Source organism: Pseudorhodoferax sp. Leaf267 (genome assembly GCF_001422405.1).
Classification (GTDB): Bacteria; Pseudomonadota; Gammaproteobacteria; order Burkholderiales; family Burkholderiaceae_C; genus Pseudorhodoferax.
In genome coordinates, this window is record NZ_LMMV01000025.1 from 428,194 (window position 1) to 440,955 (window position 12,762).

The following is a 12,762-nucleotide window of genomic DNA, read 5'->3' on the forward strand; positions in this document are numbered from 1 at the left end:
CGAGACATGACCCCGATCGAACCTCTTATTCAAGGATGACCATGAAAAAATTCGCCGCACTGGCAGTGCTCGCAGCAGTCAGCGCTTCCTCTTACGCACAATCTTCCGTCACCCTGTTCGGTATCGCCGACGCAACGGTGCAATTCGGCCGCGGTAACCTCGAAAACAACAGCGGCATGGGCAGCGGTGGTCTGAACTCCAGCCGCATCGGCTTCCGTGGCGTCGAAGACCTCGGTGGCGGCCTGAAGGCTGGCTTCTGGCTCGAAGCAGGCTACAACCTGAACAACGGCAATGGCAACGGTCAAGGCGCGCAAACCGGCCTGGCATTCAAGCGTCGTTCGACGGTCAGCCTGATGGGCGACAGCTGGGGCGAAGTGCGCCTGGGCCGTGATTTCACGGCTGTCTACAACAACGTTTACGACGCGTTCGGCGACAACGGCACCGGCGCCATCCTGGAAGGCATTGACCTCGTGACGTACGGCGTGCAAACGCGTACCGACAACGCCATTTCGTACTTCACGCCCAAGACCCTGGGTGGCTTCAACGCCCAGCTGCAGTACTACCGCAACGGTCGTAGCCTGAGCCCCACGAACAACGCTGACTCCGTCGGCAACGGCTACGGCATCCGCGTCGGTTACGAAAACGGCCCGGTCAACGTTGGCGTCGCTTACGGCGAAACCGACTTCGATACGGGTGCCCCCGTCGTGACCCGCGTCGACACCAAGAACGTGAACATCGGTGGTTCCTACGACTTCGGCGTGGCCAAGCTGCTGTTGACGGCTGGTCAAGACAAGGGCGAAGTTCCTGGCGACAGCGCTAAGACCCGCTACTACGCAGTCGGCACGACCGTGCCCGTTGGCGTGGGCCTGATCCGCGCTGGCTGGACCCGCGTGAGCGAGCGTGACAGCGACGCCCGTGCCGACAAGTTCGCAGTGGGCTACGTGCACAACCTGTCCAAGCGTACCGCTCTGTACACCACGTTCGCTTACCTGAAGAACAAGGACGGTTCCAGCCTGTCCCTGAACGGTTCGTCGACCAGCGCCGGCGGCAACTCCAAGGGCCTGGACATCGGTCTGCGCCACGCGTTCTAAGCAAGCTTTCACCAAGTTCGCTGCCTGAGGGTAGCGAGCTTCTCCAAGGTGATTTCTTCGCCCGCTTCCCGCAAGGGAAGCGGGCTTTTTCGTGTTGGGCGGGCCGCATCGCTGCATTACAGGGATGTCATGTCGGTGCAATCTTGCTGTCAGGCGCGCATTTCTATTCTCCAAACCAGTCCCGAACACGGGGGCCGACCCTGGCTCTGGCGCCTGGATCGCCTCTCGGTGTTGGGTCCCCGCAACATACTGGAGATGCAACATGCGCCGTCAAGATATCCAACTCCTGGCCCTGGCCCGCCAAGGCGACGCGGCCGCCCGCAGCGAGGCCGGCAGGCGCTACCTGGTCGGTGGCGACGGCTTCCCGCGGCATGTGGCAACGGGCATGGAGTACCTGTCGCATCCCAGCGTGCGCGACCGGCCCGAGACCGCGCGCACGATCGCCGAAAACCTGCCGCTGCAGGATCTGCTGCAGCTGCAGCAGGAGGATGCCTTGCACAAGGCCGCGGCCAACGGCAGCCTGCTCGCGCAGTTCAAGCTCGGCGTGTGGGCCAGCCTGCAGAGCAGCCGTGTGGCCGCGGGCCAGTCCTGGCTGGAAGCCGCAGCCGCCGGCGGCCACATCGAAGCGCGCCAGGCGATGGCCGCCGTGCGCCAGGCGCCCGCGGACGAGGCCCTGCCGGCCATGGTGCGGTCCATCGCGTCCAGCGTGGCGGTGGACGTGGTCCAGGTCGCCGTCATGGCAGCGCGCCTGGCCCGTGAGGGCGGCTCGCTGGACTTGCAGGCCGATTGCCTGCACATCGCGCTGCTGGTGGCGCCGCGGCTGACGCATGCCCTGTCCGACCTGGTGGTGGCGGCCGTGCTGCGCGCCGAGACGCAAGGCCATGCCTTGCATGGCCTGGCGCCCGCGCAGGTCGAGGCCAGCCTGGAGTTGGCGATCGCGCGTGGCGACCGCGACGCGGCCTGCCTGCTGGGCCGCGCGCTGTGCGGCATCGACAGCGGCATGCTGGCGCCGGCCCGGCTGACGGCGAGCTCCAACATGCGCAAGGGCGTGGCCCTGCTGCTGCGCGCGGCTGATGCGGGCCGCGACGACGCCTGGCTGGACCTGTATGCCACGCATGCCGACCACCGGCTCTCGGTGTCGAACCCGCAGATGGCGCGGTTCTTCCTGGAAAAGGCGGCGGCGCTGGGCCAGGCCGAGGCGCAGCGCAAGCTGGGCGCGTTGATCCTGCGCTCGGCCTCCTCGCTGGCCGAATCCGAGCAGGCCATTTCCTGGCTGCATGCCGCGGCCAGCCAGGACGATGCCCACGCCCAAGGGCTGCTGGCGTCGCTGGTGCTGCCGCTGGGTGGCGACGACGCAGCCGCGCGCGAGGCCATCGAGCAGGTGCGCCAGGCCGACCCCTGGCTGGCCGTGCGCCTGACGCTGGCCCGCGATTTCGGCCTGACCAAGCTGGAGGCGCTGAGCGTGGACCCGGTCGAGGGCCGGCGCCCCTGGGGCCTGCTGGTCGGGCAGAACCCGTTCATCACGCAGGCGCGCCTGTCGGCGCCGCGCGCCGTGCCGGCGCTGACCGCGCAGGCCCTGCAGAACCTAGCGCGTGCGGCAGCGTTCTTCGACCAGTCCCGCGGCGAGGGCAATGCCTTCGAAGGCGACCTGCGCCGCCGCTCGGTGCGCCAGCGCCGCGCGTTCGAGCGGCTCGGCCTGTCGGAAGACCTGTTCTTCGCCACGGCATCGTCGACCAAGCTGGAGTCGTTTCGCCTGGGGCCGAAATGGGCGTTCCGCGCCAAGCAGCCGCTGGAACTGGCATTGGCCGACTGACGGCCACCGCCCGGGCCGCCGAATCTGGAGCGCCCGTCCTGGCCGTGCCGCTCAGCGCCCGCCGCGCGACACCAGGTAGCGCTTGCGCCAGAACAGCAGCCCCAGCAGCACGGCGATGGCGCCCATGGCCGCCATCGCCCACCAGAAGCCGCGCTGGCTGTGCAGCAGCGGCACGAACTCGAAATTCATGCCGAAGATGCCGGCGATCAGGTTCAGCGGCAGGAAGATCGCCGTCAGCGCCGTCAGCGTGCGCATGATGTCGTTCGTGCGGTTGCCCTGGATGCTGAAGTGCATCTGCACCGCGGTCTCCGAGCTGTGCTCCAGCCGCTGCACGTGATGGACGACGCGCTCGATGTGCTCCAGCACATCGCGGCTGCGCACGGCCAGCAGGTCGCGCTCGCGCTGGGCCGCGGGTGATTCGGCCGGGGGCCAAGCTTCCAGCGCATCGATCCAGTCCTGCATCGCGGTGTGCTGGTCCTCGCAGATCTCGTCCAGGTGGTGCAGGCCCAGGCGCACGTCCAGCAATGTGGACCAGTTCTCGAACCGCGCCCGCGGATGCAGCAGCTCGGCCTGCCAGTGGTCGATCTGCCGCGTGAGCTCGCGGCGCAGCTCCAGGTAGCCGTCCACCATCTGGTTCACGATGCGCAGCATCAGGTCGGCCGGCGAGCCAGGCTGGCGCACCAGGCTCAGTTCGCGCATCTCCGTGGCCGCACCCTGCAGCATGCGGGCCGCGAAGGCATCGCGCACGCTGCAGTCCTGCGGGTGCACGCTGAGCAGCACCTGGTCGAACACGGCGAAGCCCACGGCGCTCGTGTCGATACGGCGCAGCACGGGCGGGCCGCCGCGCTGCAGGGTCGGCTCGCCGCTGTCGTGCCCGGTCGCGAGCCGCCGGAACACCAGCAGGTCGTACTGCGAGGTGTAGTCGTAGTGCGAGGGCAGCTGCCGGTTCAACAGGTCCGACACATGCAGGTCGACCAGCGCCGTGCCGGTGAGCCGCAGCAGCGCGGCCTGGATCTCAGGCAGGCGCGCCTTGAGCTCGTCGCGCGCGCAGGACACCCAATGGAAACCGCCGGTGGCCGGCGCGTCGGGCAGCACGTCTGTCTCGGCGATGCGGCCGCCATGGAGCGTGAAAATCCGCATGGGCAGTGGCGGCGGCTTCAGCCGGTCTTCAGCAGCCGGGCCGCGTCCAGCGCGAAATAGGTCAGCACGCCGTTGGCGCCGGCGCGCTTGAAGGCCAGCAGCGACTCCATCATCACCGCATCGTGGTCCAGCCAGCCGTTGGCGGCTGCGGCCTTGAGCATGGCGTACTCGCCGCTGACCTGGTAGGCGAAGGTTGGCACGCCGAACTGGTCCTTCACGCGGCGCACCACGTCCAGGTACGGCATGCCGGGCTTGACCATGACCATGTCTGCGCCCTCGGCGATGTCCATGGCCACCTCACGCAAGGCCTCGTCGGTGTTGCCCGGGTCCATCTGGTAGACCTTCTTGTTGCTCTTGCCCAGGTTGGCCGCCGAGCCGACCGCGTCGCGGAACGGGCCGTAGAAGGCCGAGGCGTACTTGGCGCTGTAGGCCATGATGCGCGTGTGCACCAGGCCACGCGCCTCCAGCGCCTGGCGGATCGCGCCGATGCGGCCGTCCATCATGTCGCTGGGTGCGACCAGGTCCACGCCGGCCTCGGCCTGGGTCAGGGCCTGGCGCACCAGCACGGCCGTGGTCTCGTCGTTCAGGATGTAGCCGGTCGCGTCCAGCAGGCCGTCCTGGCCGTGGCTGGTGTACGGGTCCAGCGCCACGTCGGTCATCACGCCGAGCTCGGGAAAACGCTCCTTCAACGCACGCACGATGCGCGGGATCAGCCCCTGGTCGTTGTGCGCTTCGCGGCCGTCCTCGGTCTTCAGCGATGCGTCGATGACCGGGAACAGGGCTATGACCGGGATCTGCAGGCGCACGCATTCCTCGGCCACGGGCAGCAGCTGGTCCAGGCTCAGGCGCTCCACGCCGGGCATGGAAGCCACGGGCTCGCGCCGGCCCTGGCCGTCCAGTACGAACACGGGGTAGATCAGGTCGTGCGCGCTCAACGCGTGCTCGCGCACGAGGTTGCGCGTGAACGCGTCGCGCCGCAGGCGACGGGGCCGGGCGGCGGGGAAGGAGGCGAGGGCGGACAGGTCGTGAAGGCTCATGCCGAAAATTGTGCCTGATCGCGCCCGGCAGTCGTTCCCGGAGCGGACAAGCCCTCTTGCTGCGGCATGCGGCGGCTGCTAGATTGCCTGCGGGCGGCTTGCCGCCCACCCGCTTCACCTCCCTGAGCGGGGGCCTCGAAGCTTTCGAGTCGACAGGCTTGCGGCCCCGACCCATCGCACTGCGCCGGTCGGGGTATTTTTTTGCCCGGCCGCGGGGCGACGGCGCCGCCCCTTGCCAGCCCCTACACTTTGGCGATGCTCTGGGTCAAGGCATTCCATCTCGTTTTCGTCGCCAGCTGGTTCGCCGGCTTGTTCTATCTGCCGCGCATCTTCGTGAACCTGGCCATGGTGCCGGCCGATTCGCAGGCCGAGCGCGCGCGCCTGTTGCTCATGGCGCGCAAGCTGTTGCGCTTCACGACCCTGCTGGCCGTGCCGGCCCTGGCGCTGGGCCTGGTGCTCTGGCTGTACTACGGCATCGGCCGCGGGCCGGGCAACGGCTGGATGCATGCCAAGCTGCTGGTCGTGCTGCTGGTGCTGGCCTACCACCACGCCTGCGCCCTGCAGCTGCGCCGCCTGCGCGACGGGCGCTCGACACGCGGCCATGTCTGGTACCGCTGGTTCAACGAGGTGCCGGTACTGCTCCTGCTGGCCGCGGTGGTGCTGGTCGTTGTCAAGCCGTTCTGACGCGGCTGCACGCAGCCTGCACGCGATGCACAAGACTTCGGCGTGGCCTCTGGCGCTCCTCTACATGGGCCTGGTGGTCTACGCCAGCCTGTTCCCGTTCGATGGTTGGCGCGACCAGGGCATCGTGCCCTGGGCCTTCCTGACGGCCGCGCTGCCGCGTTGGTGGACCTGGTTCGACGTGCAGGTCAACGTCGTGGGCTACGCGCCGCTGGGCTTTCTGCTGGCCCTCGGCGGGCTGCGCGCGGGGCGCACGCGCTGGCCCTTGCTGCTGGCCACGCTGGCCGGGGCCAGCGTGTCGTTCCTGATGGAGACGCTGCAGGCCTACCTGCCGCGGCGCGTGCCCTCGAACGTGGACTTCGCGCTGAATGTGGCCGGCACGTTCCTGGGCGCGGTGCTGGCCGGCCTGTTGCAGCGCCTGGGCACCATCGACCGCTGGAGCCGCTTCCGTGCCGGCTGGCTGAGCGCAGATGCCCGTGGCGCGATGGTGTTGCTGGCACTGTGGCCGCTGGCACTGCTGTTCCCGGCCGCCGTGCCGCTCGGCCTGGGCCAGGTGTTCGAGCGCCTGGAAACGAGCCTGGCCGAGGAGCTCGCCGAGACGCCGTTCCTGGAATGGCTGCCCGTGCGCGACGTGGAGCTGCAGCCCCTGGTGCCGGGCGCCGAAATGCTGTGCGTGCTGCTGGGCGCGCTGATCCCGTGCCTGATCGGCTATGGCGTCGTCACGGTGGTTCGGCGGCGCGCCTGGTTCCTGCTCGCGCTGACGTTGGTCGGCGTCGGCGCCACCGCCTTGTCGGCCGCGCTGAGCTATGGCCCGGCCCATGCCTGGGCCTGGTGGAGCCTGCCCGTGCGTGTGGGCTGGACGGCGGCGGTGCTGCTGTCCGTGCTGCTGCTGCCGGTGTCCGCGCGCGCCTGCGCGGCGCTGGCCCTGTTCGCCCTGGCGTTGCACCTGAGCCTGTTGAACCAGGCGCCCACCAGCGCTTACTTCGCACAGACCCTGCAGACCTGGGAGCAAGGGCGCTTCATCCGCTTCCACGGCCTGGCCCAGTGGCTGGGCTGGGTCTGGCCGTTCGCCGCCGGGGTGTACCTGGTGCTGCGGCTGTCGCGCAGCGAGGCGGCGCGCCGTCCTCGAGCTTCCTAGAATGCAGGCATGAGCGACCCCACCTACTACGAGCGGCACATCTTCTTCTGCCTGAACGAACGCAAGAATGGGGAGGACTGCTGTGCCATCCACAACGCCCAGCAGAGCTTCGACCGCTGCAAGGCACAGGTCAAAGCGGCCGGCCTGGCCGGCCCTGGCAAGGTGCGCGTGAACAAGGCCGGCTGCCTGGACCGCTGCGCTGGCGGGCCGGTCGCGGTTGTCTATCCGGAAGCCGTCTGGTACAGCTACGTCGACGCCGAGGACATCGACGAGATCGTGGAGTCCCACCTCAAGAATGGCCGCGTGGTCGAGCGCCTGCTCACGCCGCCGCACGTCGGCCGGTGACCGGGGTGCAGCCATGAACGCAGCGACCGAGCGCTTGATGCTCGATGGGCCGGTCGGCCCCATCGAGGTGCTGCGCGACGCGCCGGCGCCCGATGTGCCTGCGCGCGGCGTCGCGCTGATCGCGCACCCGCACCCGCTGTTCGGCGGCACCATGGACAACAAGGTCGTGCAGACGCTGGCACGGGCCTTCGTGCAATGCGGCTGGGCGGCCGTGCGCTTCAACTTCCGCGGCGTCGGCAAGACGGGCGGCGCCTACGACGAAGGACGCGGCGAGGCCGAGGACTTCCAGGCCGTGCTGGCCCAGGTGGCGGCCGACACCACGGTGCCGGTCGCATTGGCAGGCTTTTCGTTCGGCGCCTTCGTGACCAGCCACGCGGCGCTGGCCGTCCATGCCCGGCGCAGCATCGAGACCTTGGTGCTGATCGGCACGGCCGCTTCGCGCTTCGAGGTCGCCGTGCTGCCGCCCGCGCTGCACGAACGCTGCTTGGTCGTGCATGGCGAGCAGGACGACACCGTTCCCCTGTCGTCCGTGCTGGATTGGGCGCGGCCGCAGTCACTGCCTGTTACCGTGGTGCCAGGTGGCGGCCATTTCTTTCACGGACAATTGCCGCTGCTCAAGAGCCTGGTGGTGCGCCACCTGCGAGCCTCGCCTGCTGTCTGACTGCACCTTCGCCTGAGCGACGGTGCTTTTTTCTTTGCCCTGATTCCATGAACCGTTTTCTGAAAATGCTGGCAGCGCCGCTGCTGGCTGTCGTCGTTTCCCTGGCTTCGGCCCAGGCGCCGCAAGGCCCCGAAGTGGCTGCACGCGCCTATCTGCTGGTCGATGTGACCGCCAATCAGGTGCTGCTGGAAAAAGACGCCGACATGCCCGTCGAGCCGGCGTCGCTGACCAAGCTCATGACCGCCTACCTGGTGTTCGACGCGCTCAAGGCCCGCAAGCTCACGCTGGACCAGACCCTGCCGGTGAGCCACAAGGCCTGGAAGATGCCGGGCTCGCGCATGTTCATCGACCCGAAGATGCAGGTGCCCGTCGAAGACCTCATCAAGGGCATGATCGTGCAGTCCGGCAACGACGCCACGATGGCGCTGGCCGAGGCGGTCGGCGGCACGTCCGAGCGCTTCGTGCAGCTCATGAACGAGCAGGCCAAGGCGCTTGGCATGAAGAACACGGGCTACCGCAACCCCGAAGGCCTGACCGAGGCCGGCCACACGACGACGGCACGCGACCTGGCCATCCTGTCGACGCGGCTGATCCACGACTTTCCGGAGTACGTGCACTACTACAGCATCAAGAAGTACCGCTACCAGGGCACGCCGGTCTCCAACGACACCAACCGCAACCAGCTGCTGTTCCGTGATCCCACGGTCGACGGCCTGAAGACCGGCCATACCAACGCGGCCGGCTACTGCATGATCACCACGGCCAAGCGCGATTTCCCGAACCTGACCGGCGGCCGCCGGCTGCTGTCCATCGTGCTCGGCGCCACGAGCGAAACCGCGCGCGCCAACGAGTCGCAAAAGCTGTTGAACTGGGGCTACACCGCTTACGAGGGCGTGAAGTTGTTCGACGCCAACCAGGCCATCGTGTCGCCTGCCGTCTGGAAGGGCAAGGAGAACACGGTCAAGCTGGGCCGGCCTGAGGCCGTCGTGGTCGCCGTGCCCGCGGGCAGCGCCGCCAAGGTCAAGACCGACATCGCGCGCCCGGACCCGCTGGTCGCGCCCTTCACCAAGGGGCAGCCCGTCGGCACGCTCAAGGTCATGCTCGGCGAGCAGCAGCTGTCCAGCGTGCCGCTCGTGGTGCTGGAGCCTGTCGAGCAGGCCGGCGTGCTCGGCCGCGCGTGGGACGCCGTGCGGCTGTGGATCAAATAGCCGCGCAGGCCCGCGCGTCGATTGCGGCCCAGCCGTAATCTGGCTATACTCGCGGGCTTTTCGGAAAATTCCGAGGGATTCACGTTTGCCGTTTTTAAACGGCTCCATCGACGTTATTGGGACGTCATAGTAAGAGGAGGCTTCAGTGCCAACCATCAACCAACTCGTGCGTCAAGGGCGCCAAGTCGAGACGATCAACTCGAAGAGCCCCGCGATGCAAAACTCGCCGCAGCGCCGCGGCGTCTGCACCCGGGTCTACACCACGACCCCGAAGAAGCCAAACTCGGCACTTCGCAAGGTCGCCAAGGTGCGTTTGACCAACGGTTTCGAGGTCATCTCGTACATCGGCGGTGAAGGCCACAACCTGCAGGAACACAGCGTGGTGCTGGTCCGCGGCGGCCGTGTCAAGGATCTGCCCGGTGTGCGTTACCACATCGTGCGCGGCTCGCTCGACTTGCAAGGCGTCAAGGATCGCAAGCAATCGCGCTCCAAGTACGGTGCCAAGAAGCCGAAGGCCAAGTAAGTCCTTCTGTCGGTTCGAATGTAACAAGGTGCTGTTTCCCGCGTGGCGCGGTGACGCAGCGTAGTGACCCAAGTTCGGGTCGAGTAAGTGGGGGTCCAGATGGCTCCCGCGGCTTTCGAGAGAAGGCCAACTGAAGCAAAGAGGTGAGAAATGCCACGTCGTCGCGAAGTCCCCAAACGTGAAATCCTGCCGGATCCCAAGTTCGGCAATGTCGAGCTGTCCAAGTTCATGAACGTGATCATGGAAGGTGGCAAGAAGGCCATCGCCGAGCGCATCATCTACGGCGCGCTCGACTTCATCGAGAAGAAGAACCCGGGCAAGGACCCGCTGGAAGCCTTCACCATTGCCATCAACAACGTCAAGCCCATGGTCGAGGTCAAGTCCCGCCGTGTCGGTGGCGCGAACTACCAGGTGCCTGTCGAAGTGCGACCGGTGCGTCGCCTGGCGCTGTCGATGCGCTGGATCAAGGAAGCCGCCCGCAAGCGCGGCGAAAAGTCCATGTCCCTGCGCCTGGCCAATGAGCTGATGGAAGCAACCGAAGGCCGCGGTGGCGCGATGAAGCGTCGCGACGAGGTGCACCGCATGGCCGAGGCCAACAAGGCCTTCAGCCACTTCCGTTTCTGATCCTCATCCCCCCTGTCTGAGAGGCGTGGAGCCCGACCCGTCGTTGCCGACGGGCGGGCTCTATGCCGTTAAAGGAGTTATTTCATGGCCCGCAAAACCCCCATCGAGCGATACCGCAACATTGGTATCTCGGCGCACATCGACGCCGGCAAGACCACGACGACCGAGCGCATCCTGTTCTACACCGGCGTGAACCACAAGATCGGCGAAGTGCACGATGGCGCGGCAACCATGGACTGGATGGAGCAGGAACAAGAGCGCGGCATCACGATCACCTCGGCGGCCGTGACCTGCTTCTGGAAGGGCATGGACCTGTCCTACCCCGAGCACCGCTTCAACATCATCGACACCCCCGGCCACGTGGACTTCACCATCGAGGTGGAGCGTTCCATGCGCGTGCTGGACGGCGCCTGCATGGTCTATTGCGCCGTGGGTGGCGTGCAGCCCCAGTCGGAAACCGTCTGGCGCCAGGCCAACAAGTACAAGGTGCCGCGCCTGGCCTTCGTGAACAAGATGGACCGCACAGGCGCCAACTTCTTCAAGGTCTACGACCAGATGAAGCTGCGCCTGAAGGCCAACCCCGTGCCCGTCGTGATCCCGATCGGTGCCGAAGAAGGCTTCAAGGGCGTGGTCGACTTGCTGAAGATGAAGGCCATCATCTGGGATGAGGCTTCGCAGGGCATGAAGTTCGACTACACCGCGATTCCCGCCGAGCTGCAAGCTCTGGCCGCCGAATGGCGCGAGAAGATGGTCGAGGCTGCAGCCGAAGCCTCCGAAGAGCTCATGAACAAGTACCTCGAAGAGGGCGAGTTGTCGGAAGACGAGATCAAGCTGGGCCTGCGCACGCGCACGATCGCCACCGAGATCCACCCGATGTTGTGCGGCACGGCGTTCAAGAACAAGGGCGTGCAGCGCATGCTGGATGCCGTCATCGACTATCTGCCGTCGCCCGTGGACATTCCGGACGTGACCGGTACCGACGAGGAAGAGCAGCCCGTCACGCGCAAGGCCGACGACGCCGAGAAGTTCTCCGCGCTGGCCTTCAAGCTGATGACCGACCCGTTCGTGGGCCAGTTGACCTTCGTGCGCGTCTACTCGGGCGTGCTGGCCAAGGGCGACACGGTGTTCAACTCCGTCAAGGGCAAGAAGGAACGCATCGGCCGTATCGTGCAGATGATGGCCAACGACCGCGTGGAAGTCGATGAGATCCGTGCCGGCGATATCGCCGCGTGCGTGGGCCTGAAGGACGTGACCACGGGTGAGACGCTTGCCGATGTCGGCTCGCCGATCATCCTGGAGCGCATGGTGTTCCCCGAGCCCGTGATCACGCAGGCCGTGGAGCCCAAGACCAAGGCTGACCAAGAAAAGATGGGCATCGCGCTGCAACGCCTGGCCGCCGAAGATCCGTCGTTCCGCGTCAAGACCGATGAGGAATCGGGCCAGACCCTGATCGCCGGCATGGGCGAGCTGCACCTCGAAATCATCGTGGACCGCATGAAGCGCGAGTTCGGCGTCGAAGCCAACGTGGGCAAGCCCCAGGTGGCCTATCGCGAAACCATCCGCAAGACGGTCGACGAAGCCGAAGGCAAGTTCGTGCGCCAGTCCGGTGGTAAGGGCCAGTACGGCCACGTCGTGCTCAAGATCGAACCGAACGAAGCCGGCAAGGGCATCGAGTTCGTCGACGCGATCAAGGGCGGCGTGGTGCCGCGCGAGTTCATTCCTGCGGTGGAAAAGGGCATCAACGAAGCCGTCACGCAAGGCGTGCTGGCTGGTTACCCGGTCGTCGACGTCAAGGTCACGCTGCACTTCGGTTCGTACCACGACGTGGACTCCAACGAACTGGCGTTCAAGATGGCCGCCATCTTCGGTTTCAAGGAAGGCTGCCGCAAGGCCGGCCCGGTCATCCTCGAGCCCATGATGGCCGTGGAAGTCGAAACGCCTGAAGACTACGCCGGTACCGTGATGGGCGATCTGTCCTCGCGTCGCGGCATGGTGCAGGGCATGGACGACATGGTCGGTGGCGGCAAGGCCATCCGTGCCGAAGTGCCGTTGTCCGAAATGTTCGGCTACTCCACGACGCTGCGCTCGGCCACGCAAGGCCGCGCGACCTACACGATGGAGTTCAAGCACTACGCCGAAGCTCCGCGCAACGTGGCCGAAGCCATCGTGGCTTCCCGCGCCAAGTAACTTTCCCCTGTCTGCGACGGCATGCCGTCACGTGCCCGTGCGTGACGAACCAGCAATGCCGTGCAGACGTAAAACCTCGTCACGGGACATGCTCTTTGGAGATTTGATATGGCAAAAGAGAAATTCGCACGGACCAAGCCCCACGTGAACGTTGGCACCATCGGTCACGTGGACCACGGCAAGACCACGCTGACGGCGGCCATCACCACCGTGCTGGCAGCCAAGTTCGGCGGCTCGGCCAAGGCCTACGACCAGATCGACGCAGCGCCTGAAGAAAAGGACGATCATCGCCAGCGCAATGAACAGCTGGCGCA

The 12,762-nt window shown here is 66.7% G+C and carries 13 protein-coding genes; 11 read left to right on the top strand and 2 right to left on the bottom strand.

What is annotated here, in order from left to right; all coding sequences use genetic code 11:
- The first annotated feature begins 41 nt into the window (after positions 1–41).
- Both ASF43_RS27160 and ASF43_RS27165 read left to right on the top strand, forming a co-directional pair.
- Positions 42–1,091 carry a porin gene (locus ASF43_RS27160; RefSeq protein ID WP_082498209.1) on the top strand — a complete coding sequence of 350 codons (1,050 nt, stop codon included), beginning with the start codon at positions 42–44 and terminating at the stop codon, positions 1,089–1,091.
- A gap of 262 nt (positions 1,092–1,353) precedes the next feature.
- Positions 1,354–2,904, top strand: coding sequence for a tetratricopeptide repeat protein (locus ASF43_RS27165; RefSeq protein ID WP_056188489.1), 1,551 nt, complete (start codon positions 1,354–1,356; stop codon positions 2,902–2,904).
- Positions 2,905–2,955: 51 nt separating this feature from the next.
- Here ASF43_RS27165 and ASF43_RS27170 read toward each other — a convergent pair whose 3' ends face one another.
- Together ASF43_RS27170 and hemB are read right to left on the bottom strand one after the other, a co-directional pair.
- Positions 2,956–4,044 (bottom strand): magnesium transporter CorA family protein, encoded by a 1,089-nt coding sequence (locus ASF43_RS27170; RefSeq protein WP_056188492.1) that lies wholly within the window; start codon positions 4,042–4,044, stop codon positions 2,956–2,958.
- A 17-nt stretch (positions 4,045–4,061) separates the two neighbouring features.
- A complete protein-coding gene (gene hemB / locus ASF43_RS27175) occupies positions 4,062–5,081 on the bottom strand; it encodes a porphobilinogen synthase (protein WP_056188495.1) in 1,020 nt (339 codons plus the stop codon).
- Positions 5,082–5,336: 255 nt separating this feature from the next.
- On the opposite strand from hemB, the gene ASF43_RS27180 reads away from it, so the two are divergent.
- From ASF43_RS27180 to ASF43_RS27220, 9 genes are all read left to right on the top strand, one after another.
- Positions 5,337–5,765 carry a CopD family protein gene (locus tag ASF43_RS27180; protein WP_056188498.1) on the top strand — a complete coding sequence of 143 codons (429 nt, stop codon included), beginning with the start codon at positions 5,337–5,339 and terminating at the stop codon, positions 5,763–5,765.
- Positions 5,766–5,790: 25 nt separating this feature from the next.
- Positions 5,791–6,900 (top strand): VanZ family protein, encoded by a 1,110-nt coding sequence (locus ASF43_RS27185; RefSeq protein ID WP_056188502.1) that lies wholly within the window; start codon positions 5,791–5,793, stop codon positions 6,898–6,900.
- Between the two features lie 9 nt (positions 6,901–6,909).
- Positions 6,910–7,245 (top strand): ferredoxin, encoded by a 336-nt coding sequence (locus ASF43_RS27190; protein WP_056188505.1) that lies wholly within the window; start codon positions 6,910–6,912, stop codon positions 7,243–7,245.
- 13 nt (positions 7,246–7,258) lie between these two features.
- Positions 7,259–7,906 (top strand): alpha/beta hydrolase, encoded by a 648-nt coding sequence (locus ASF43_RS27195; protein WP_056188508.1) that lies wholly within the window; start codon positions 7,259–7,261, stop codon positions 7,904–7,906.
- Positions 7,907–7,953: 47 nt separating this feature from the next.
- On the top strand, positions 7,954–9,114 hold the full coding sequence (locus tag ASF43_RS27200; protein ID WP_056188511.1) for a D-alanyl-D-alanine carboxypeptidase family protein: 1,161 nt from the start codon (positions 7,954–7,956) through the stop codon (positions 9,112–9,114).
- Between the two features lie 145 nt (positions 9,115–9,259).
- Positions 9,260–9,637 carry a 30S ribosomal protein S12 gene (rpsL, locus tag ASF43_RS27205; protein WP_056188513.1) on the top strand — a complete coding sequence of 126 codons (378 nt, stop codon included), beginning with the start codon at positions 9,260–9,262 and terminating at the stop codon, positions 9,635–9,637.
- A 150-nt stretch (positions 9,638–9,787) separates the two neighbouring features.
- Complete coding sequence (gene rpsG / locus ASF43_RS27210; protein ID WP_056188516.1) at positions 9,788–10,261, top strand: 30S ribosomal protein S7; 474 nt, start codon at positions 9,788–9,790, stop codon at positions 10,259–10,261.
- Between the two features lie 84 nt (positions 10,262–10,345).
- The gene (gene fusA, locus ASF43_RS27215; RefSeq protein ID WP_056188518.1) at positions 10,346–12,448 is read left to right on the top strand and encodes an elongation factor G; all 2,103 of its coding nucleotides are present in this window, start codon (positions 10,346–10,348) and stop codon (positions 12,446–12,448) included.
- Positions 12,449–12,556: 108 nt separating this feature from the next.
- A partial coding sequence (locus ASF43_RS27220; RefSeq protein WP_056188656.1) for a GTP-binding protein occupies positions 12,557–12,762 on the top strand: 206 nt, incomplete at its 3' end.

Coding starts and splice junctions, on each gene's coding strand:
- ASF43_RS27170 (WP_056188492.1), bottom strand. CDS start 4,044: ATGCGGATTTTCACGCTCCATGGCGGCCGCATCGCCGAGACAGACGTG.
- ASF43_RS27160 (WP_082498209.1), top strand. CDS start 42: ATGAAAAAATTCGCCGCACTGGCAGTGCTCGCAGCAGTCAGCGCTTCC.
- rpsG (WP_056188516.1), top strand. CDS start 9,788: ATGCCACGTCGTCGCGAAGTCCCCAAACGTGAAATCCTGCCGGATCCC.
- hemB (WP_056188495.1), bottom strand. CDS start 5,081: ATGAGCCTTCACGACCTGTCCGCCCTCGCCTCCTTCCCCGCCGCCCGG.
- ASF43_RS27200 (WP_056188511.1), top strand. CDS start 7,954: ATGAACCGTTTTCTGAAAATGCTGGCAGCGCCGCTGCTGGCTGTCGTC.
- ASF43_RS27165 (WP_056188489.1), top strand. CDS start 1,354: ATGCGCCGTCAAGATATCCAACTCCTGGCCCTGGCCCGCCAAGGCGAC.
- ASF43_RS27190 (WP_056188505.1), top strand. CDS start 6,910: ATGAGCGACCCCACCTACTACGAGCGGCACATCTTCTTCTGCCTGAAC.
- fusA (WP_056188518.1), top strand. CDS start 10,346: ATGGCCCGCAAAACCCCCATCGAGCGATACCGCAACATTGGTATCTCG.
- ASF43_RS27180 (WP_056188498.1), top strand. CDS start 5,337: ATGCTCTGGGTCAAGGCATTCCATCTCGTTTTCGTCGCCAGCTGGTTC.
- ASF43_RS27195 (WP_056188508.1), top strand. CDS start 7,259: ATGAACGCAGCGACCGAGCGCTTGATGCTCGATGGGCCGGTCGGCCCC.
- ASF43_RS27185 (WP_056188502.1), top strand. CDS start 5,791: ATGCACAAGACTTCGGCGTGGCCTCTGGCGCTCCTCTACATGGGCCTG.